Source organism: Paraburkholderia atlantica (assembly GCF_000092885.1).
Taxonomy (GTDB): domain Bacteria; phylum Pseudomonadota; class Gammaproteobacteria; order Burkholderiales; family Burkholderiaceae; genus Paraburkholderia; species Paraburkholderia atlantica.
The window spans coordinates 3,327,929-3,348,998 of record NC_014117.1; the positions used below are offsets into that span (position 1 = coordinate 3,327,929).

A 21,070-nucleotide genomic window follows, 5' to 3' on the forward strand; every position below is an offset into this window, starting at 1 on the left:
GCACGATGACACCCGAAGCAGTCATGACGCTGGCCCACCACGCCATGTACATCGGCCTCATGATGGCCGCCCCGCTGCTGCTCGTCGCGCTCGTCGTCGGTCTGGTCGTAAGCCTGTTTCAGGCGGCCACGCAGATCAACGAGAGCACGTTGTCGTTCATCCCGAAACTGCTCGCGATTGCGGCCACGCTGGTGATCGCCGGGCCGTGGATGCTGACCACAATGCTCGACTATCTGCGCCAGACGCTCACCAGCATTCCGACGCTCGTCAACTGAGCGCCGCTCGCACGTCCGCCCTCCCCGCTCCATGTTCACGGTCACCTACGCGCAACTGAACGTCTGGCTGACCGCGTTCCTGTGGCCGTTCGCGCGCATCGCCGCGCTGATCGCGACCGCACCGGTGTTGGGCAACACGTCGCTGCCCTCGCGCGTGAAGATCGGCCTTGCCGCGTTCACGACGATCATCGTCGCGCCGACGATCGGCGCGCTGCCGCAGGTCACCGTGTTCTCCGCGGACGGCGTGTGGATTCTCGCCAACCAGTTCCTGATCGGCATCGCGCTCGGCGTGACGATGCAGATCGTGTTCCAGGCGATCGACGCGACCGGCTACTTCATCGGCCTCGGCATGGGTCTCGGCTTCGCGACCTTCTTCGACCAGCAGGCGACCGGCTCGGGCGTCGTGATCTCGCGCTATATGACGACGATCGCGATGCTGGCGTTTCTCGCTGTCGACGGTCATCTGCAGATGATCGCCGCGCTCGTGACGACGTTCCAGTCGGTGCCGGTGTCGGCCAACCTGCTCGCGCCGCACGGCTGGCAGACGCTGGCGAACTGGGGCAGCTCGATCTTTTCGGCGGGGCTGCTGCTGTCGTTGCCGGTCGTCGTCGCGCTGCTGATCGCCAACCTCGCGCTCGGCATTCTCAATCGCGCGGCGCCGCAGATCGGCGTATTCCAGATCGGCTTTCCGCTGACGATGCTGGTCGGTCTGCTGCTCGTGCAACTGATGCTGCCGAACATGATCCCGTTCTTCGTGCGGCTGTTCGATAGCGGCATCGATGAGATGGGACGGGTCGCGGCGGCGCTGAAATAACCCGGAAAATCACGGACATAAAAAAACCGGCTCGAGTTCATCGCGCCGGTTTTTTATTGCGCCGCCGAAGCGGCATCAGCTATTGATGTACTGGAACAGCGACATGTTCTGGATCTGCACGAACGCTTGCTGCGAAGCCTGCAAGGCCGCCTGCTGCAGCGTGTACTTGCTGATCGTCGAGACCATGTCGGTCTGCGTCAGGTCCGCGAGGTTGCTCTGCGTTTGCAGCGAGTTGGTCTGCGTGACCGTTTGCAGCGCCTTGACTTCCTGCTCGCGGCCGCCCACCGATGCCTGCACCGCGGTGATGTTGTCCAGCGTGTTGCCGAGCTGCGACAGGCCTGTGTTCAACGCGTTCTGCAGCGTCGCCGCGGCCGCGGGGTTGCCGCTCACCGGCTGCTGGAGCGCCGTGATCATCGCGTTCAGGTTCGCGAACACATTGGTGCCCGCCTGGTTGGCCGGCTGTACGGTGAACGTGTCGTTGGCGGCCGGCGTGCCCGTGATCTGGACCTTTTGGCCGGCGATCGTGATGTCCGCGCCGGATGTGTACGCTTGCGGCGTACCCGCGACGCCGGTCGTCGTGTCGGTGATCGTGTAGGTGAGCGAGCTGCCGCTGCCGCTGAACTGAATCTGGTACGAGTGCGCGTTCGCCGCGTTGGTCGGATCGTTGACCGACACCGCGCCGATCACGCCGCTGCCCGTATTGGCCGGGTTGCCCGAGGCGATCGGCTGCGCGTTGGTCGCGCCGACGCTCATGAACACCGCCAGTCCATTGTCACCCGTCGCGACCGCGTTGCTATCGGTGACCTGCACCGTGCGCGAGCCGGTGTCGCCCGTATAGGTGACGTTGCCGGCCGCATCGGTCGTGAAGGCCTGGGTCGAATTCTGGAAGCCAGCGAACAACGCATTGCCGGAGCCGTCGGTCGCATTCGCGTAGGTGAGGAGTTGGTCGCGCAGCGTGGTCAGCTGCGCGGCGATCGCCGTGCGGTCGGCGTCGTTCAGTGCGCCGTTGCCGGCGCGCAGGCCCAGCGTGTTCGCGCTTTGCAACGTCGTGATGACGGTGGACAGCGTCGAATCCTCGGCCTGCAACGACGTGAGCGCCTCGGTCTGGTTCGTCGTGTACTGCGACAGCGCCGCCGCCGTCGAACTGAGCTGCACGGCCTGGGCGGCGCCGAGCGGATTGTCGGCGGGCGTGGTCAGGCTCTGGCCGCTCGAGATTTCCTGATAGATCTGCGACAACTGAGCCTGCTGATTGCTCATGTTCGCGACGTTCATGCTGAAGTACTGCTGGGAAGAAATTCGCATGGTTCAACGCCTTACGAGAAGATGCCAAGCAAAGTCTGGAACAGCGTCTGCGCCGTCTGGATGACCTTGCTGTTGGCCTGATAGAGCTGCTGGTATTGAAGCAGGTTAGCCGCTTCCTCATTGATATTGACGCCCGACACCGACTGCTGCGCCGACGTGATCTGCGTAACGAGCGAGGTTTGCGTCGTCGCCATCGCCTGGATCTGCGTGGCCTGGTTGCCGATGTTGTTGACGTAGCTCGCGTACGCGTTCGTCAGCGTCGCGGTGCCGCCCGCGAGCACCTGTGCCTTCGTCAGGTTCGACAACAGTTGCGCGTTGCGGCCGTCATTGGTCGCGCCGGTATTCGGTCCGATCGTGAACGAGTCGCCGTCGGCGGGCGTGCCGCTGATGGTGACCGTCACGTTGTTCATCACGCCCGCGCTCGTTGAGTTGGTCGGGTTGGTGATCGTCAGCGTTGCGCCCGAATTCGGCGAGTACGGCACCGCGTCCGTCGCCGTGTTGATCGTGTACGACGTGGACGGCGAGCCGGCGACCGTCACCACCGAGCCGATCGGGAAGCCGGTGAGGCCGGTGCCCGCGGTGTAGGTGATCGTCGACGTGCTGGTCGGCGCGCTATAGCCGGCCGATACCGTACCCTGCGTGATCGTCGCGCTGCCGGTGTTCGACGTCGACGCCGACGCGAGCACCGGCGCCGCGGCCGCGATCGCCGAGGCCGCCGTGGTGGTCAGCGCGAAGCCGTTCAGCGCGCCGCGGGTCGGCTCGACCGTGAACGAGTCGCCGGCGTTCATCGTGCCGCTCGCGACCGAGAACTGCAGGCCGCCGATCGGGTTGGTCAGGTCCGCCGCCGAGCCGACGATGCTGCCCGTCTGGTTGTCGGTCAGCGTGTAGGCGCTGCCGTTGTACGACAGCGTGTAGTCGCCCGTGGTCGGCTGGCTCGCGTTGGCGAACGAGACGCCGAGCGTCGCGGTGCCGCTGTTCTGCGAGTTCGCGTACACGGTCGGCGAGCCGACGGTGAACAGCGCGCCGCCCGCGGTGCCGTTCAGCGTCAGGCCGAGTTCGTTCTGCGCATTGACCTGCGCGGCGAAGCTGGTCGCGATCGCACCGAGTTGCGCCTCGGCCGGATCGAGCGTTTGCGAGCGGAATTGCAGCAGGCCGCCCAGCGTGCCGCCGGACACGCTCGTGTCGGACAGCGTCTGCGGGGTAGGTGTCGCCTTCGCGCCGGCCTGGCCGAGATACTGGACCGACAGCTCGCTCGGATCGCCCGACGAAGTCGCCGTGCCGAGGTTGAAGCTGTTGCCGGCCAGCACGAGCGGCTGTCCGTTCGACATGAACAGGCTATAGCTGCCGTTGTCCTGCACGACCGACACGCCGATCAGCTGCGACAGGTTCGACACCGCCAGGTCGCGTTGGTCGAGCAGCTGGTTCGGCGGTTGGCCCTGGCTGCTCGCCTGCGTGATCTGCGTGTTCAGCGACGCGATCTGCGCCGTGAAGGTGTTGATCTGCGTGACCGCGTCGCTCAGCTGCGTGTTGACGCTCGCGCGCAGCTGGTCGTATTGCTGGCCCGCCGCGTTGATCTGGTTCGCGAGCGTCTGCGCGGCGCTGATCGCGGTCTGCCGCGTCGACACGCTCGACGCGTCGTTGGCGACGTTCTGCAGCCCCGTGAAGTAACCGCTGATCGCGCTCGCAATCCCCCCGGTCGGACTGCCGACGAGGTTGTTGAGCTGGCTGATCATCGTGTTGTACGTGCCGAGCGAGCTGCTCCACGACTGCGCGGTGTTGAGCTCGGTCGTCAGGTACTGGCTATATGCGCGCGTGACGGTGTCGGTGGACACGCCCATCGGCAGGTAGCCCGAGCCCGTATAGTTGCCGCCCACCTCCGAAAACACCGGAGTTTCCATCGTATAGCCGGGTGTCGACGCGTTGCTGATGTTCTCACCAGTCGTCGTCAAACCCCATTGGGCCGCGTTGAGTCCGCTAAGGCCGATATTCAACAGATTGCTGGACATGCGTCATCCTGAAGGGCGGCATCGCAGACATGCCACCGTGTTAGTGGAACATCCTCTTTAACGGCCCGTCGTGCGAAAAATTGAGGGCCATTCCACCTCGTTGCGCGCGCCGCGATGGGTTCCGCGCTATTGCTTCCACTGCGTGTGCAACGTTTGCTTCGCCGGCCAAAAACATTCGCGCGGCGGCCGCGCGTTTTGCGCACGCCCGCCGCGCGTTGGCTCGCCGCTCAGCGCGCCAGCGAGCGGCGCTTCATTTCGAGCTGCGTGATCAGCCGCTGCAGCGTGTTTTCCGCGCTGCCGGGCAGCGACAGGAAACGGAAGCCGAGCTGATAGCGCTGCGTGCCGTTCGGCATCGCGAGCGAGCGATGCGAGACGAGCTGCAGATCGAGCGACAGACGGCCGAGCGCGCCGAGCGTGAGCTCGCAGTCCATCAGGCGCGCGCCCATCGGCAGTTCGGCGACGCGCAGGTCGGTCGTGCGCATGCCGACGCCGCCGAGCGACAGGTCGTGCACCTCGAAGCGGAACGTGTCGCCGTCGGGCAGGCGGCCCGTACACATGAACGGGTCGAGAATCGGCGCGGCGACGCGGAAGTACTCGCGGCGCTGCACGTAGAACAGCACCTCGGGAAAGTCGGCCTCGAACGCCGGCATTCCCTCGAAGCGCGTCTCGCGCGGCGTCGGCGTCGTGAACTCGACGCGCACACCGTCGGGCGACGCGTGGAACTGGCAACGCGGGGCGCTGAGCAGCCCCTTGTTCTGCTCGGCGAGCGCGCCCCAATCGAAGGTGAAGGTGCGCTCGCGCACGTCGACGTCGAGCAGGCGCGTGACGAGCTGCCCGCCCGCATATTCGACCGTGAGGAAATCGCCGCGATTGACGATATTGCGCAGCTGCACGCCGATTTCCAGCGGATTGCGGCGGCCGAAATCGGAAGGGTTCTCGTCTTGCGGGACGTGCGGCTGACCGTTCGTGTCAATCAGGCCGTTCGACTGGTTCATATCCATGGGCTTGCCGGTAAGCATGTTCTTGCGGGCACGTGCCAAGGCCTAGCCATCGACTCTGAGGGTCTTCATGCAAAGCCGCAACACACGCGTTCGACCGGACCTTGCAGCGCTGTTCCGGTATCGGGTCTAACTCGTTAGCGGCAGCATCGAGCCAAAATTTAGGGGCTCAATTTAAATATTCGCCGGAAAAGTTCGCGCAAACGTTAAAAGCGTATCCGCCCCATTTCCCGCGATTTTGCGCGCGCGGGATGATGCGGAGCTTCTTACCGGCGTCGGTTTTTCCGCCGCTGCTTTCTATGCCGAACTTACCGATACTTCCAAAATCCGCTTCAATGCTCCATCGTCTGCACGATTTCTAATCAGCCCATTTTCTGCATGATCGACAGCAGCTTTTTCGCGTAATGCGGGTCGGTCGCATAACCGGCGCGCTGCATGCCGTTCGCAAAACCATTCACGTCGCGCGACGAATTGATCACCTGCGCGTAACGCGGATTGTTCTTCAACAGGCTCGCGTAATCGGTCATCGCTTCCTCGTACGAGTCGTACGCGCGGAATTTCTCGACCGTGCGATGCGGCTTGCCGTTCACGTATTCGGTCGTGACCGTCGACACGGTCTTGCCGGTCCAGTCATTGCCCGCCTTGATGCCGAACACGTTGTGGCTCGTCGAGCCGTCGGCTTTCTTGATCTCGCTCTTGCCCCAGCCCGATTCGAGCGCGGCCTGACCGATGATGAAGCGTGCCGGAATGCCGGTCGCCGCGCTTGCGGCCTGCGCCGGCGCGGCGAGCTTGTCGACGAACGCATCGACCTTCGGCGAGCTGCCGTCGCCGCGCGTCGGCGGTGTCAGCGCGCTATTGGCCGAGTAGCCGCGGCCCAGCGCGAGCTGGCCGTTGGCCTGGGCGTTGCCGTAGGCGCGCGCGAGCGCGTTGAGCGCGGCGCTCTGGCCTTCATCGCCGCCGCCGATGCCGCCGCCGAGCGCGTTGGCCATGCCGCCGAGACCACCCGCCCCGTTCGCGCCGCCCACCTGCATGCCCTGGTTGCGCATCAACTGCTTGAGCATCGCGTCGGCAACGCCGATGCCTCGCTTCGACAGCTGCTGCGCCATCTGCTGGTCCATCATCGACGTGAAGGTCGCCGTGTCGTGCGAATCGAACGGACTGTCCTGCGGCGTCGCATCGCGCATGCTCTTCAGCATCATCTGCGTGAACACGGCGTCGAACTGCTGCGCGGCCATCTTCATGCCGGCTTGCGGCGAGGCCTTCGCCTGCGCGCTCAGTGCGCCGAAGCCCTGGACGTCGAGCGCGAACCGGCTGGTCAGGTCGCTGGCGGCGTTGGCGCCATTGGTCGGATCGGAATTCATCTCGCGTGCTCCTTAGATGATTTCAAGGTCGGCGCGTAAAGCACCGGCTGCTTTCATGGCTTGCAGGATCGACATCAGATCCGCGGGCGTCGCGCCGAGCGCGTTGAGCGCCTTCACCACCTCGGCGAGGTTCGCGCCGGCGTTCACGAGTTTCAGCGAGCCGTTGTCCTGCTTCATCTGGATCTGCGACTGCTGCGCGACCACGGTGCGGCCGTTCGAGAACGCGCCCGGCTGGCTCACCACCGGCTGCGTATTGATCACGACCGACAGATTGCCGTGCGCGACCGCGCAGCTCTGCAGCGTGACCATCTGGTTCATCACGATCGAGCCGGTGCGCGCGTTCAGGATCACCTTCGCGGCCGCCTGCCCTGGCCTCACTTCGAGGTTCTGCAATTGCGCCATGAAGGAGACCTGCTGCTGCGGATCGGCCGGCGCGCGCAGCTGGATCGTGCGGCCGTCGAGCGCGGTCGCGGTGCCGCTGCCGAACGCGTTGTCGATCGCCGCGACGACGCGCTGCGTGGTGTCGTAGTCCATGTCGTTCAGGTCGAGCTGCATCATGCCCGCCTGCGATACCGCGGTCGGCACCGCGCGCTCGACGATCGCGCCGCCGGTGACGCGCCCCGCGGCCAGCTGGTTGACCTGCACCTTGCTGCCGTTCGCGCTCGCGCCCGCGCCGCCCACGGCGACGTTGCCCTGGCCGAGCGCATACACCTGGCCGTCGGCGCCCTTGAGCGGCGTGAGCAGCAGCGTGCCGCCGCGCAGGCTTTTCGCATTGCCGAGCGACGACACGGTGATGTCGATCGCTTCGCCCGGCCGCGCGAACGGCGGCAGCACCGCGGTCACCATCACGGCGGCGACGTTCTTCAGCTGGATGTTCGACAGCGACGACTGCGAGTTGCTCGAACCCGCCGCCTGGTTATTGATCGAGATGCCGAGGTTCGCGAGCATGTTCGCGAGCGTCTGCGTCGTGAAGGGCGTCTGCGTGGTCTGGTCGCCGGTGCCGTCGAGACCGACCACGAGGCCGTAGCCGATCAGCGGGTTGTCGCGCACGCCCTGGATCTGCGCGAGATCCTTCAGACGCTCGGCATGCGCGGGCGTCGCGGCCGGCAGCGCTGCGCAGGCGAGCGCGACGAATATCAGTGCGCGGCCCGCGCGCGACAGCGTGTCGAAAACAGTACCCATGATCACCACGGCGCCACGTTGAGGAAGAACCGCTGCAGCCAGCCCATGGTCTCCGCTTCGTTGATGTATCCCTTCGCGGAGTATTCGATTTTCGCGTCGGCGACCTGGGTCGAGTACACGGCATTCAGGCTCGAAATCGTGTTGGGATTGACGACGCCCGAAAAGCGCACGAACTCGTTGCCCTGGTTGATCAGCATCTGTTTCTCACCGCTCACGATCAGGTTGCCGTTGGCCTGCACGCCGGTCACGGTCACGGTGATCGTGCCGTTGAACGTGTTCGACGCGTTCGCGCCGCCGGTACCGGCAAAACCGTTGGCGCCGGCTGCGCTCAGGTTGGTCTTGGCGAACAGTCCGCTGAGAAAGCCCGCGGTCGGTACGCTCAAGTTCGTGCTGCCATTGCGGCTCGCATTCGCGCCCGAGTTCTTCGTCGCGTTGATGTTCTCGGCGATCACGATCGTGATGATGTCGCCCACGTTGCGCGGCCGCTGATCCTCGAATAGCGGACGGCCCGCGTAGCCCGGGTTGTAGATCGAGCCCGGCGCCTGCGCCTGCGGCGGCACCGGCGGCAGCGCGGTCATCGGCTGTTGCGTGATCGGTTGCTTCGGCACGAGCGCGCAGCCGCCGAGCGCGGCGAGCAGCGTGAGCTGCACGAGCGCCTCGGCCGTGCGCGAATGAACCGGAGTGCGAGAGGAATGCGACATCATCGTTTACCGCCTTAAATTTCCAGTCCTCAAACCGGCATCTGGCTCAAGGTCTGCAGCATCTGGTCGGAGGTCGTCACGGCCTTGCTGTTGATTTCGTACGCGCGCTGCGTCTGGATCATGTTCACCAGCTCCTGCACGACGTTCACGTTCGACGCTTCCACGTAACCCTGGTTGAGCGTGCCCGCGCCGTTCAGACCCGGTTGCGCCACGTTCGGCGCACCCGACGACGCGGTCTCCGCGAACAGGTTCTCGCCCTTCGAGTCGAGGCCGGCCGGGTTGATAAAGGTCGCGAGCTGCATCGTGCCGAGCTGCTGCGTGTTGCTCGAACCCGCCACGGTGATCGACACCGAACCGTCGCTGCCGATGGTCAGCGAGGTCGCGTTGGCGGGAATCGTGATCGCCGGAATCACCTGATAGCCGCTCGACGTGACGAGCTGACCCTGCGCGTTGGTCTGGAACGAGCCGTCACGCGTGTAGGCAGTCTGGCCGTCGGGCATCTGCACCTGGAAGAAGCCGGCGCCGTTGATCGCGACGTCCTTCGAGTTGCCGGTCTGCTGCAGGTTGCCCTGCGTGTACAGACGCTCGGTCGCGACCTGTTGCACGCCGGTGCCGAGCTGAATGCCGGACGGCAGTTCGGTTTGCTGCGTCGAGTTCGCACCCGGCTGGCGGATGGTCTGGTACAGCAGGTCCTCGAACACCGCGCGCGAGCCCTTGAAGCCGTTGGTGCTGACGTTCGCGAGGTTGTTCGAGATCACGTCCATCTGCGCCTGTTGCGCATTCATGCCGGTGGCGGCGATATAGAGTGAGCGGTTCACTTATGGTTCTCCTGGTCTCGGGGCGAGCCTCGTAAGGCGCCCCGTGGCAATCCGTTAGCTGAAGCTGAGAATCTGGTTGGCGGACTGATCGTTCTTGTCGGCGTTTTGCAGCAACTGCGTCTGCATCTGGAACTGGCGCGCGTTGGTGATCATCGAGACCATCGCGCTGACCGGATTCACGTTGCTGCCTTCGAGCGACGCCGGCGCGAGCGTCACGGTCGGATCGGCGTCGGCGGGGTTGCCGTCGGCGGTGCGAAACAGACCGTCGTCGCCGCGCGTGATCGACTGCGGATCGGGATTGACGAGCTTCAACTGATCGATCGTGACGACCGCGGTGGGCGGATCGCCCGGCGTCAATGCCGTCACCGTGCCGTCCTTGCCGATCGTGATCTGGGCGCCCGGCGGCACCGATACCGGCCCGCCGTTGCCGAGCACGACCTGATTGGTCGCGTTCACGAGCTGGCCGTTTTCGTCGATGTGCAGATTGCCCGCGCGCGTGTACGCCTCGTTGCCGTCGGCGGTCTGCACCGACAGCCAGCCGGCCCCCTGAATCGCGACGTCGAGCGGATTGCCGGTCTGCTGGATCGGCCCCGGCGTGAAGTCGGCGCCCGGTGTCGACGACAGCACGAAGGTGCGGGTCGTGTTGTCGTTGATCGTGCTGCCGTCGCCGAACGACATCGGCACGGCGCGGTAGGTTTCGAGCTGCGCGCGAAAGCCCGTGGTCGACGCGTTCGCGAGGTTGTTCGCGACGATCGCCTGCTGTTCGAGCGCTTGCGCGCTGCCCGACATCGCGGTGTAGATCAGCCGATCCATGAAGAGGTCCCGTTGGCTTACAGGTTGATCAGGGTCTGGTCGACGGCCTGCTGGGTCTTGATCGTCTGCGCGTTCGCCTGATAGTTGCGTTGCGCGGTGATCAGGTTGACCAGCTCGCTCGTCAGATCGACGTTCGAGTTCTCGACCGCGCCGCCTTGCAGCACGCCGTGATTGGTCGAGCCCGGCGTCGAGATCTGCGCGACGCCGGAGGCCGACGTCTGGCCGTACTCGTTGTTGCCGAGGTTGACGAGGCCGTTCTGATTCGCGAAGTTCGCGAGCACGATCTGGCCGAGCGCCGCGGTCTGGCCGTTCGAGTAGTTGCCGGTCAGCGTGCCGTCGGCACTGACCGTGAAGCTGGTCAGCTGGCCCGCCGCGTAGCCGTCGGTGGACAGGTTGTTCACGCCGTTCTTGCCGCCGTACTGCGTGGTGGCGCCGAGGTTCAGCGTGATGTTCTGCGGCGTGCCCGAACCGTCGGTGGTCGGGATCGACAAGCTGAACCCGCCGAGCGTCGTAGTCGCGGTGAACGTAGGCGGGTTGGCGATCGGGGTGTTCACCTGGCTCGTGCTGACCAGCGTGCCCGACGAGTTGAAGTTCGCCGTGCCGATCAGCGTCGCGGTGCCGGTCGCCGGGCCCGCGTACACGTTCCACGTGCCCGAGCCGGTCTTCGCGAAGTACATGTTGACCGTCTGCGAGCCGCCGAGCGAATCGTAGGCGGTCGTGCTCGTCGAGTAGTTGTAGGTCGTCGAGCTGTTCTGGTTGAACGCGGTCGGATTCGGCGCGACCGTGTAGCTGTCGTTGGTCGCCGGCGTGCCGCTGAAGGTGATGCTCTCGCCGTTGCCGAGCGTGATCGCAGTGCCGGGCGTGTAGGGCTGCGCCGCCGAGGCCGGGCCGCCGTTTACCGAAACCGTGTAGGTGGTCGGGCTCGTGAAGTTGATCGTGTAGTTGTCGGTGTTGCTGCCCGCGGCCGCGTTGGTGATCGTCGCGCCGGTCGTGGTCAGCGTGCCGGTGTTGGCGCCGCCGGCCGTGACGGACGGCGCGCCGAGCATGATGTTGTCCTGCGCGTTCAGGTTCAGGCCCGCGGTGATCGAGGTGGTCGCCTGCGGCGCGATGTTCGCGGTCGGCACGGTCAGCGGCACGGTCTGCGCGGTGTTGATGATGCCCGCGCTACTGGCCGCATAACCCATTAGCTTCAAGCCCTGCGCGTTCGTGATGAAGCCGTTCTTGTCGAGCTGGAACACGCCGTTGCGCGAATACACCAGCGTGCCGTTGTCCGACAGCTGGTAGAAGCCGTTGCCGTTGATCGCGACGTTCAGCGCCTGGTTGGTCGTCGTGATCGTGCCTTGCGAGAACTGCTGCTGCACTTCGGAGAGTTTCGTACCGATGCCGATCTGCTGGCTCGTCGCGGTCGCGACCGAATTGGCGTACATGTCGGCGAATTCCGCGGTGCCGCTCTTGAAGCCGACGGTGTTGGCGTTGGCGATGTTGTTGCCGATCACGTCGAGATCGCTCGACGACGCCGACAGCCCGCTCAAACCTGTTTGATAACTCATGACGTACTCCGTATCTGGAAAGTCGTAACTGGATGGATCCGGACTACAGGATCGCGGCGACGCTGGTCAGGCCGACCGTCGTGCCGTTCGACAGCACGAGGCCCGGCGTGCCGCTGCTCTGCTGGACGATGCCTTGGACCGTCGCGCTGGTGAGCGTGGTGGCGGTCGCCTGCTGGCCGTTGATCGTGCCGGTCGCGGTAATCGTGTAGGTGCCGTCGGGCAGCGTGTTGCCTGCAGTGTCGGTCGGTGTCCAGCCGACCGGAACCGTGCCGGCCGACTGCTTGCCGAGATCCAGCGTGTTGACGATGGTGCCGGCCGAGTTCTTCACGACGATCTGCAGGTCGCTGACGGCATTCGCGAGCGTGACGCCGAACTCGTTCGCCTTGCCGCTCGACACCGTGACCGAGTTGCCCGGTGCGAGCACGGTCGAGCCGATCAGCAGCGCGGACTGCGCCTGCTGGCTGGCCGACAGCTGCGTCGACAGCGAGGTCAACGACGTATTGAGGTTGCTGATGCCCTGCACCGTGCTGATCTGGGCAAGCTGCGAGGTCATCTGCGAGCTGTCCATCGGATTGGTCGGGTCCTGGTTCTTCAACTGCGCGACGAGCAGTTGCAGGAAGGTGTTCTGCAGGTCCGACGCCGAAGTGCCCGAGGTGCCGCTCGTCGAGCTGCTGCCCGTGCCGTTCATCGTGTCGAGCAGCGTCTGCGAAACGGTCGTGCCGTTGCTGCCGATCGTGGTGTTGGTGGTCAAGGCTCTCTCCTCAGGTTCCGATCGTGAGCGTTTTCAGCATCAGGGTTTTGGCCGTGTTCAGCGTTTCGACGTTGGCCTGGTACGAACGCGAGGCCGAGATCATGTTGACCATCTCCTGCACCGGGTCGACGTTGGGCAGCGTCACGTAGCCGTTCGCGTCGGCGGCCGGATTGCCGGGGTCGTACGCGGTCTTCATCGGCGACGGATCGTCGACCACGCCGGTCACCCGCACGCCGCCGACCTGCTGGCCGGAGCGCGTGCGCGCGCCGCCGATCGGATTCACCGCGAATATGACCTGCTTGGCCTTGTACGGCTGACCGTCGGGGCCCGTCGTACTGTCCGCGTTGGCGAGGTTCGACGCCGTCACGTTGAGCCGCTCCGACTGCGCCGACATCGCGGAACCCGCGACACCAAAAATATTCATCAGGGATGGCATGTTTCCTGACCTCTCCTGCCGGTTCGCACCGGCTTCACGTTAAGTCCCGTAGCGTTTCTGTTCGTGCGTGCATGCTGCCTGTGTTCAGCCGCTATGCGCCCTGCTCGTGCGGCGTACTCGTGCCCGGCTTACGACGAGCCCGACGTGATCGCCGACAGCATCGTCTTGATCTGGTTCGACACGACCGTCATACCCGACTGGAAGTGCACCGTGTTGTCGGCAAACTGCACGCGCTCGACGTCGACGTCGACCGTGTTGCCGTCGAGCGCCGGCTGCAGAGGCATGCGGTATTGCAGGTTGCCGTAGTCGTCGGGGCTGCCGCCCGTCGCGCTCAGCCTGGCCTTGCCGCTCATGTGGCCGGTCTCGGTCGTGTTCATCGACATGCCGCTCGTCACGCCGGCGGGCTGCGCCATCGCGAGCGTCGAGTTGTTCGATGCGCCCTGTCCGGCGGTGCTGCCGCCCGTTTTCTTCAGCGCGCCGGCGAGCGACGACGCAAAGTCGATATCGCGCGCCTTATAGCCGGGCGTATCGGCGTTCGCGATATTCGACGACAACAGTTCCTGCCGGTATGCGCGTACATCCATCGCCTGCCGGCCGAACGCGAATTCGGCATCGAGTTTGTCCAGCATCGGAATCTCCCGAGAACGTTTCCAAGGCCGTCCCGTGCGCATCGTGAAAGACACGCGGCGGGGGCGAAGGCCTTTTTGCATGTGATGCATCTTATGGGCCGGGCGCAAGCGGCAATCGGACGAATAACCGGGAAAGGGGGCTTCTATTCAACGTTTGCGCGAAAGGGGTGCTCACTAGAATGCAAGGCGTACCGATGCATTCGATGGAGACCCGCGATGGACCAGCCCACCAACACCTTGCCGCAGCGTGCGAGCGGCACGACGATGCGTCGCGTGGGTGGCCGCGGGGCCGATGAGCGGGTCGATGGTTCGGAAGGCGCGCTCGCGCAGCCGCTGCCGCGCTCTATCTCGCGATGCGTTGCGCGTTGCCTGACGCGGGTGGTCGTCAACGTCGCCGTATGGGTTGCGGGCGGCATCGTGTTGCTGCCGGCGACGACCAAGGCGCAGGATGCGGCTGGCCCGATCGTGATTGCGGGGCCCGCCGAGAAAAATCCCGCCGCACTGAACGATCTCGCGCAACGGATTCAGACGCCGGCGCAGCGCAGCGCGTCGGCGGCGTCGCTGGCGGCGGCGACCGCGCAGTCGCTCGGCCGCGCACCCGCGTCGCGCGACACCGATACGTTCAGCCGTGCCGCGAGCGCAAGCGGCGCGATCGTCGTTCCGGGCGCGGGCGAGCCCGCATCTGCCGCGCCGGCAATCATCCGCACCAACTTCAAACCGGACGCCAACGGCGTCGTGACGATTCCGCCGGCGGCCAGCACGGAGGCATCGGGCGTCGCGCGCGTCAATGTCGAAGCGGGCCCGGCCGCCAGCGTCGCGAATTCGCGCGCGGTTGCCGCGAATCCGCCGCACGGCGATGACTTGGACAGTCTCGCGGCACGCGGCGAGCCGCCCGAGTTCGGCGCGAATGGCAAGCCGCTCGCGGTCGCTGCCGCGCAGCCGGCCCATCCCGCGAGCGCGAGAGTGCCCGCGACGTCGCCGGGCGCGCGCCAACCAGCCGCCACCACCGCCATCGCTCAGAGAACGCCGCAGACCGCTGCGGCCGCGACGCCGGCCCAAGCCGCGCCGCTGCCCGGCCAGCAGGACCCGGAAGCGATCCATGCAGCCGCGCTTGCGTTCCTGAAACAGCAGGCCGCCGGCCTGCCCGGTAAGGCCGACATCACGGTCGCCTCCGCGTTTCCGCGCGGCCTCGCCGCGTGCACGTCGCTCGAACCGTTCATGCCGAGCGGCGGGCGCTTGTGGGGTCGGCTGACGGTCGGCGTGCGCTGTGCGGGCGAGCGGCCGTGGACCATTTATCTGCAGGCGCGCATCTCGCTGCATGCGACCTACTACCTGGCCGCCCGCGCGATGGCGCCGGGCGAAGTGCTCACGGCCGCCGACCTCGTCGCGCGCGAGGGCGATCTGACCGGCCTGCCGCAGGCGATCGTCACCGACCCGTCGCAGGCGGTCGGTTCGGTGTCGCTGGTACGGATCTCCGGCGGCATGCCGCTGCGCCGCGACATGCTGAAGAGCGCGTCGGCGGTGGTGTTCGGCCAGACCGTGCGGGTCGTCGCGGCCGGCGATGGTTTCTCGATTTCGTCCGAGGGCAGCGCGATGAACAACGCGTCGCCGGGCCAGCAGGTGCGCGTGAAGACCGCGAACGGTCAGATCATCTCCGGCATCGTCAAGGACGGCGGCACGGTCGAGATCCAGATGTGAGCGGACTGACGGCAACGAGCACCGTCGAAGCCTTCGAAGCAGCGGTGGCGACGGCAGACAGCCGGGTATTGAAAGGGGCTGATGGCCGCCTGCTGGCGGGCCGGGTGTCGCGCGATTGCGCTAAAGTTTTGATCAGCAGTTGCCGTTATCAGGATCAAATCGTTAGGGAAGCCAATCGTGAAAGTCGATCCCACCACCTCTTCGAATCTGCCGTCGTTGAAAGACGCTTTGTCCCGTTCGCAGCACAGCGGCGAAGCCACGCCGGCAACCAGCGCCACGCAGGGCGCGGCGGGCACGGCCGCGCCGGCCGCGAGCAGCTCGTCGGGCGACGCGAGCGTGAGCCTGTCGGGTCTGTCGCAGCATCTGCGCAGCCTCGCGGCCTCCGGCTCGGCCGACATCGACACCGCGCACGTCGAGTCGATCAAGCAGGCGATCAAGGACGGCACGTTGCAGATCGACTCCGGCAAGATCGCCGACGGCGTACTGCAGACGGCGCGCGATCTGTTGCAGAACAAGACCTCGTCGACCGGCAACTGATCGGCATTTCGCCGCGCGGTGACCTGCCGGGCGGCGTTCGACCAACGCGGTTCGCGCATCGTTCGCGAGCCGGTGTGCGTAGCGAGTTGTTGACATGAAAGACGCCCTGGTTGCTACCCTGATCGAAGAATATTCGACCGTCGAGGCCTTCGCCTCGATTCTCACTCTCGAAACCAAAGCACTGACGACGGTCTCGCCCATGGAGCAGCTGCCCGCGATCGTGGAGAAGAAAACCGAGCTGATCGGCGTGCTCGCGAGGCTCGAAGCCGCGCGCGACGCGCAGCTGACCGAACTCGGCTTTCCGACCGGCTGGTCCGGCATGGAGCTCGCGGCGAGCACGGACGCGCGCATCGCGACGCAATGGACGCTGCTGCAGAAAGCCGCGGATCGCGCGCGGCGCGTCAACACCAACAACGGCGAGCTGATCCGCGTGCGGATGGACTACAACCAGCGCGCGTTGAAGGCGCTGCAAGTCAACGTGCCGCGCAAGACGAATCTGTATGGGCCGGATGGACGCGTTCCGGCTTATTCGGGACTCTGATCGTCCCGCCTGCCCGGCCTGCAATCGAGCAATATCCGAAATGAATGAAGAGGCCCGTCAGATGACGGGCCTTTTCGTTTTTCGCCACCGCTTTTTCATCCACATCCCTCCGCTACGCACGCCGCGTTAGCCGTTCGGCTAGCTGGCGCTAATACACCTCAGCACGTTGAAATGGTGCCTTCGTTCGAGCTTTCGCCAACGCCGCGGCTTCGACGCGGCCGTACATCGACAGGCGGAAACGCATTCGCGAATTTGTTTGTGTAGTAGTGTGTATAATGGAGGGTATGATGTATGAACAGTGCCGAGGTCGTCAAACTGATTCAAGCAAATGGCTGGCAGCTCGTCCGCATAGCGGGCAGTCACCATCATTTCAGGCACGCGGGAAAACGGGGGCTTGTCACCGTTCCCCACCCGAAAAAAGATCTGCCAGCCGGCACCCTGAACAGCATTCTGAAACAGGCGGGGCTCAAATGAAGCATCTGATCTTTCCGATCGCCATCGAACCGGGGGACAACACGCACGCGTTCGGCGTCGTGGTGCCCGATATCCCGGGCTGCTACTCCGCGGGCGACACGCTCGAACAAGCGTATGTGAACGCGAAAGAGGCGATCGAATCGCATCTCGAAACCTTGCTCGACGAAGGGTTGCCGCTGCCCGAGCCGCTCACGCTCGGCGAGCATCGGCGCAATCCCGAGTTCGAGGGGTTCACATGGGGTTTCGTGACAACGCGCAATATTCCGGCGTTGAAGAAGGCCGTTCGCATCAATATCTCGCTGCCCGAGGTGCTGGTGCAGGAGATCGACGCGTATGCTCAGGCGCGCGGCATGTCGCGCTCGGCGTTTCTCGCGCTCGCCGCCGAGCATGAGATGGCGGACGCTTGAGTAACGCAAGGCGGCGCAGGCGCGCATCCGCATCGGCGCACTGCCGCATCTGAACGGCAGCGCTTGAAAAGCGGCGCGCCGCCCCGCGGTGGCGTCAGTTCGTTTCTGCGTTCGCCCAGGCCATTTCGCGCAGCCGGGCGCGCAGCCGTGCCACCGCCTGACTGTGCAACTGGCACACGCGCGATTCACTGACTTCCATCACCGCGCCGATCTCGCGCAGATTCATGCCGCGCTCGTAGTACAGCGACATCAGTAGCTTCTCGCGTTCCGGCAAGCGGTCGATCGCCTCGATCAGCGCCGAGCGCAAGCTGTCGTCGAGCAGCGCCGACAGCGGATCGGAATGATCGACGCAGTAGCGGTCCAGAAAAGGTTCGTCGTCAGCGGAGCGGTCGAAGTCTTCGTAGTAGATCAGCTGGCTGCCGTGCAGGTCCTGCAGCATCGACTGATATTCGTCGAGCGGCATTTGAAGGTGCTCGGCGACCTCCGCCTCGCTCGCCGAGCGGCCGAGGTTCTGCTCCACCTTGTGCACCGCAGTTTCCACTTCGCGCGACGTGCGGCGCAGGCTGCGCGGCAGCCAGTCGTTGCTGCGCAGCTCATCGAGCATCGCGCCGCGAATCCGCTGGCTTGCATAGGTCTCGAACTGCGCGCCCTGGTCTTCCTTGTAGCGGCCGGCAGCGTCCAGCAGGCCGATCATGCCGGCCTGGATCAGGTCGTCGAGATCGACGCTCGCCGGCATTTTCGCGACGAGCTGCAAGCCGAGTCGACGCACGAGCGGTGCGTACTTCGTCAGAACGTCGGCCTGAGAAATCTTTCCCTGAGCGTTGTACATCGTGCTCCCCTTATCCTTCGTGCACGCCTTTTAAGCGTGATGCGCGGACGGTTGGTCGGCGTGGTGCGCCGCTGTAACTGTCGCAGGCGCCCGCCAGGGCGTTTGCGACGACATCGCTGGCCGCATCGGCCAGTACTGCAATTCGGCGGCGAGGTGGCGGAAGTCGCGCGCGGCCGGTGTCGACGGAAACGCGTCGACCACACAGCGCGACAGCTCCAGCGCGCGCGCCATGCGCACGTCGGCCGCGATGCAGCCGGCGTGCTCCAACGCGACGGTCAGGTAACGACCGGCCACGCCGGCGAGCTTCGCGAACGCGGCTTGCGCGTCGTTGGTGCTTTGCACGTGATTCGCGAGCACGCGCAACTGCGCGATCGCGTGCGCGTAATGCAACCGCTTGATGCACGCATACGCGTCGGTGATCGCCTCGCCCGACATGCGCGCGACGATCATCACGTCGTGGGCCTGTTTCGCAAGCGACGACAGATGCCCTTCAACATCGAGCTGCGCATCGATCAGCACGATGTCGGCCGAACCGCCGAGCAGCACGCCGAGTTCGGCCTCCGTGTGTCCCTCGCGGTTGTTGCGCGACGCGGCCAGCACCGAAAAACCGAGCGGGTGACGCGCGGCGGCGAAATCGACCGGCGTGTCGCCACGCATCACCGCCGCGAAGTTGCCCGCGCCGCGCAAGCCGCCAAGCATCGCGCTCACCGAGTTCTCACCGACGCATTCGTCGATCACCAGCACGTCCTTACCCTGCTGCGCGAGCGCCGCGGCGAGATTCACCGCCACGGTCGTATTGCCGACGCCCGACGAGGCGGCTGCCAACGCGATCACGCGCGCACCGCCGCGCGCGAGCATCCGCCGCAACCCTTCGGCTTGGTCTGAACCGAACTTATCCAAAGCGAACCTCGTGCAGCTCGGCCGTCGAACGTGCGGACAGCGAGGACAGCAAAGCAGGGATGTCGTCGTCGTGCGGCACGAACGGCGAGTTGTCGCGCGGAATGCAGAAGGTGCTCTTGATCAGGAATTTCTTCGTCGCGACGTACAGGTTCTCCGGCACCTTCTGTCCGGTCGACACGTAATGCACCGGCAGCTTGTAGCGGATCACCGTATCGAGCACGCCGCCGAGGTTGGTCGCTTCATCGAGCTTGGTCAGGATGCAGCCGGCGAGCGGCTGCTGATCCGGCGCGCGCTGATAGGCCTGCACGACTTCGTTCAACGTGTCGCCGTGGCTCGTCGCGTTGAGCAGCAACAGACGCTGCACCGGCTGGCCGGCGCGGCTCAGCATCGCGATCTGGTCGGACACGAGGCGGTCGCGCTGACTCATGCCGATCGTGTCGATCAGCACGATGTGCTTGTTGCGCAATTCGGAGAGCGCGAGTTGCAGATCGGCGCTGTCCTTCACCGCGTGCACCGAAACACCGAGAATCTTGCCGAAGATGCGCAGCTGCTCATGACCGCCGATGCGGTAGCTATCGGTCGTCAGCAGCGCCACCTTGCTCGCGCCGAAGCGCATCACGCAGCGCGCGGCGAGCTTCGCCGTGGTCGTCGTCTTGCCGACGCCGGTCGGCCCCATCAGCGCGAACACGCCGCCGCGCTCCATCAGCGCGTCTTCGTTCTCCATCACCGGCAGGTTCGATTCGAGCACCGAGCGCACCCAGTCCATGCCGCCGTCCATCGTGTCGACGGCTTCGGGCAGGTTGTCGACCAGCATCTGCACGAGCTGCGCGGAAAAGCCGGCGGCGAACAGATGCTTGGTGAGCGCGGCGCGCGCGGGACTGCGGCGCTGTCGGTCGCCCCACAGCAGACCCGCGAATTGCTCTTCCATCATGTCGCGCATCGACGACAGCTCGTTCATCACGGTGTCCTTGACGACCTGCTCCATGCGCCCCTTGATCGCTTCGGCGACGGCGGCCGGCGTGCGGCCTTCATCGCTGGAGGAGGCCGGCGCGATCTTCTGCGCGGTGCGGCGCGCGGCGACTTCGGCGGCTTCGCGTGCCCAGACGGGCGTGTCGATCACCGGCCGCGCGTCGACCGCGCTGCCGAGGCCTTTGGCGGTCGCGACGGCGGGCGTCATCGCGGCGGGACGCGCGCTGTATTGACCGTCCTGTTGCTGCTGCTCGGCCGCGATGCGGCGCGCGTGATCGATGAGCCACGGATTCGATTCGGCCATCGTGCGCGGCGCGGCGACCTCGCTCGATGCGACAGCCGGTGGTACCGGCACGCCGGCGGCCTTCAGCAGATCCGCGCGAATGTCTTTCGACAGGCGCGTGGCCGCGGCGCGGGCACTCGCGCCGGAAGGTGCGGCGGAAGCGGGCTGGCTCGCGACGGGCGCGGCGCCTGTCGCGCTGGCCGCGGGCGCACCGCTCGTACCCAGCATCGCCGGACCAGCTGGCGAATTGGCGGGCAACGAGGCAGACGCTGCTTCACTCGCGGACAGCGTGTCGACCGCCTGGCTGACTGCAGAATTGAGCGCCGAATTGAGCCCGGTCTTGTTCGCCGAGCTGCCCATGAGATCCGCGGCCGCATTCGCCTGCTCGTTCGCCGTCATCGCTTCGGCACCCGCTTCCGGGCTCGCGCCGAACACCGACGAAAACACGTCCGGCATGGCGCTCGCATACGGATTCATCGGCGCCGCGGACAAGCCGCGCTGCCCCCCAGCCGACGCCGCACCCGAGCCCATGCCTAGCGCCGCAGCCTGCGCGCCTTCGCGCGCTTTCGGCGTGAGCGCGGCGAGCTCGCTATCGGCGAGCGCGACGATTTCGACGCTGCCGTCGTCCATCGTGCGATTCGACAGCACGACCGCATCGGGGCCAAGTGCTTCGCGAACGAGACGCAACGCATCGCGACTGGTAGCACCGACAAATTTACGAATGTTCAAGCTGGACCCCCGATGAGGTATACGGACTGACGGACCGGCAATACACCGCTTCCCATTGCGATCAATT

The 21,070-nt window shown here is 65.6% G+C and carries 22 protein-coding genes; 7 read left to right on the plus strand and 15 right to left on the minus strand.

From position 1 onward, the window contains the following. The first annotated feature begins 5 nt into the window (after positions 1 to 5). Together fliQ and fliR are read left to right on the plus strand one after the other, a co-directional pair. Positions 6 to 275: a flagellar biosynthesis protein FliQ gene (gene fliQ, locus BC1002_RS15125; RefSeq protein ID WP_013090869.1), complete on the plus strand. Its 270-nt coding sequence runs from the start codon at positions 6 to 8 to the stop codon at positions 273 to 275. A gap of 31 nt (positions 276 to 306) precedes the next feature. After that, positions 307 to 1,089 carry a flagellar biosynthetic protein FliR gene (fliR, locus tag BC1002_RS15130; RefSeq protein WP_013090870.1) on the plus strand — a complete coding sequence of 261 codons (783 nt, stop codon included), beginning with the start codon at positions 307 to 309 and terminating at the stop codon, positions 1,087 to 1,089. A gap of 75 nt (positions 1,090 to 1,164) precedes the next feature. Here fliR and flgL read toward each other — a convergent pair whose 3' ends face one another. The 12 genes from flgL to flgB all read right to left on the minus strand — a co-directional run bounded on the left by flgL (position 1,165) and on the right by flgB (position 13,636). Further along, entirely contained in the window at positions 1,165 to 2,391 is a 1,227-nt protein-coding gene (gene flgL, locus BC1002_RS15135) for a flagellar hook-associated protein FlgL (protein ID WP_013090871.1), read from the minus strand. A gap of 11 nt (positions 2,392 to 2,402) precedes the next feature. Then, positions 2,403 to 4,397 (minus strand): flagellar hook-associated protein FlgK, encoded by a 1,995-nt coding sequence (flgK, locus tag BC1002_RS15140; protein WP_013090872.1) that lies wholly within the window; start codon positions 4,395 to 4,397, stop codon positions 2,403 to 2,405. A gap of 227 nt (positions 4,398 to 4,624) precedes the next feature. Next, positions 4,625 to 5,398 carry a flagellar brake protein gene (locus BC1002_RS15145; RefSeq protein WP_184139714.1) on the minus strand — a complete coding sequence of 258 codons (774 nt, stop codon included), beginning with the start codon at positions 5,396 to 5,398 and terminating at the stop codon, positions 4,625 to 4,627. Positions 5,399 to 5,757: 359 nt separating this feature from the next. Next, entirely contained in the window at positions 5,758 to 6,756 is a 999-nt protein-coding gene (flgJ, locus tag BC1002_RS15150; protein WP_013090874.1) for a flagellar assembly peptidoglycan hydrolase FlgJ, read from the minus strand. Between the two features lie 12 nt (positions 6,757 to 6,768). Further along, positions 6,769 to 7,938, minus strand: a complete 1,170-nt coding sequence (locus BC1002_RS15155; RefSeq protein ID WP_013090875.1) for a flagellar basal body P-ring protein FlgI — start codon at positions 7,936 to 7,938, stop codon at positions 6,769 to 6,771. Between the two features lie 2 nt (positions 7,939 to 7,940). Then, positions 7,941 to 8,639 carry a flagellar basal body L-ring protein FlgH gene (gene flgH, locus BC1002_RS15160; RefSeq protein WP_041734720.1) on the minus strand — a complete coding sequence of 233 codons (699 nt, stop codon included), beginning with the start codon at positions 8,637 to 8,639 and terminating at the stop codon, positions 7,941 to 7,943. Positions 8,640 to 8,668: 29 nt separating this feature from the next. Then, complete coding sequence (gene flgG, locus BC1002_RS15165; protein WP_013090877.1) at positions 8,669 to 9,457, minus strand: flagellar basal-body rod protein FlgG; 789 nt, start codon at positions 9,455 to 9,457, stop codon at positions 8,669 to 8,671. Between the two features lie 54 nt (positions 9,458 to 9,511). Next, positions 9,512 to 10,270 carry a flagellar basal-body rod protein FlgF gene (flgF, locus tag BC1002_RS15170; RefSeq protein WP_013090878.1) on the minus strand — a complete coding sequence of 253 codons (759 nt, stop codon included), beginning with the start codon at positions 10,268 to 10,270 and terminating at the stop codon, positions 9,512 to 9,514. Positions 10,271 to 10,287: 17 nt separating this feature from the next. Beyond that, positions 10,288 to 11,820 (minus strand): flagellar hook protein FlgE, encoded by a 1,533-nt coding sequence (locus BC1002_RS15175; protein WP_013090879.1) that lies wholly within the window; start codon positions 11,818 to 11,820, stop codon positions 10,288 to 10,290. Between the two features lie 43 nt (positions 11,821 to 11,863). Beyond that, the gene (locus tag BC1002_RS15180; protein WP_013090880.1) at positions 11,864 to 12,571 is read right to left on the minus strand and encodes a flagellar hook assembly protein FlgD; all 708 of its coding nucleotides are present in this window, start codon (positions 12,569 to 12,571) and stop codon (positions 11,864 to 11,866) included. A 10-nt stretch (positions 12,572 to 12,581) separates the two neighbouring features. Continuing rightward, positions 12,582 to 13,007, minus strand: a complete 426-nt coding sequence (gene flgC, locus BC1002_RS15185) for a flagellar basal body rod protein FlgC (protein ID WP_013090881.1) — start codon at positions 13,005 to 13,007, stop codon at positions 12,582 to 12,584. Positions 13,008 to 13,135: 128 nt separating this feature from the next. Next, positions 13,136 to 13,636, minus strand: coding sequence for a flagellar basal body rod protein FlgB (gene flgB, locus BC1002_RS15190; protein ID WP_013090882.1), 501 nt, complete (start codon positions 13,634 to 13,636; stop codon positions 13,136 to 13,138). Between the two features lie 216 nt (positions 13,637 to 13,852). Between flgB and flgA the strand changes: the two genes are divergently transcribed. The 5 genes from flgA (at position 13,853) to BC1002_RS15210 (ending at position 17,293) form a co-directional block, all read left to right on the plus strand. Then, positions 13,853 to 15,334, plus strand: a complete 1,482-nt coding sequence (flgA, locus tag BC1002_RS15195) for a flagellar basal body P-ring formation chaperone FlgA (protein ID WP_013090883.1) — start codon at positions 13,853 to 13,855, stop codon at positions 15,332 to 15,334. Positions 15,335 to 15,511: 177 nt separating this feature from the next. Beyond that, positions 15,512 to 15,871, plus strand: a complete 360-nt coding sequence (flgM, locus tag BC1002_RS15200; RefSeq protein ID WP_013090884.1) for a flagellar biosynthesis anti-sigma factor FlgM — start codon at positions 15,512 to 15,514, stop codon at positions 15,869 to 15,871. Positions 15,872 to 15,965: 94 nt separating this feature from the next. After that, positions 15,966 to 16,412, plus strand: coding sequence for a flagella synthesis protein FlgN (locus BC1002_RS15205; RefSeq protein ID WP_013090885.1), 447 nt, complete (start codon positions 15,966 to 15,968; stop codon positions 16,410 to 16,412). 291 nt (positions 16,413 to 16,703) lie between these two features. Continuing rightward, a complete protein-coding gene (locus BC1002_RS36300) occupies positions 16,704 to 16,886 on the plus strand; it encodes a type II toxin-antitoxin system HicA family toxin (protein WP_013090886.1) in 183 nt (60 codons plus the stop codon). Next, positions 16,883 to 17,293 (plus strand): type II toxin-antitoxin system HicB family antitoxin, encoded by a 411-nt coding sequence (locus BC1002_RS15210; RefSeq protein WP_013090887.1) that lies wholly within the window; start codon positions 16,883 to 16,885, stop codon positions 17,291 to 17,293. Before BC1002_RS36300 ends, BC1002_RS15210 begins: the two co-directional genes overlap by 4 nt. Positions 17,294 to 17,387: 94 nt before the next feature. On the opposite strand, the gene BC1002_RS15215 is transcribed toward BC1002_RS15210, so the two are convergent. Genes BC1002_RS15215 through flhF form a run of 3 tightly spaced genes read right to left on the minus strand, consistent with a single transcriptional unit; the run spans position 17,388 to position 21,003 of the window. Continuing rightward, the gene (locus BC1002_RS15215) at positions 17,388 to 18,122 is read right to left on the minus strand and encodes an RNA polymerase sigma factor FliA (RefSeq protein ID WP_013090888.1); all 735 of its coding nucleotides are present in this window, start codon (positions 18,120 to 18,122) and stop codon (positions 17,388 to 17,390) included. A gap of 30 nt (positions 18,123 to 18,152) precedes the next feature. After that, positions 18,153 to 19,022: a MinD/ParA family ATP-binding protein gene (locus tag BC1002_RS15220; RefSeq protein WP_013090889.1), complete on the minus strand. Its 870-nt coding sequence runs from the start codon at positions 19,020 to 19,022 to the stop codon at positions 18,153 to 18,155. After that, entirely contained in the window at positions 19,015 to 21,003 is a 1,989-nt protein-coding gene (gene flhF, locus BC1002_RS15225; RefSeq protein WP_013090890.1) for a flagellar biosynthesis GTPase FlhF, read from the minus strand. The genes BC1002_RS15220 and flhF overlap by 8 nt, the downstream gene beginning before the upstream one ends. Positions 21,004 to 21,070: the final 67 nt, after the last annotated feature.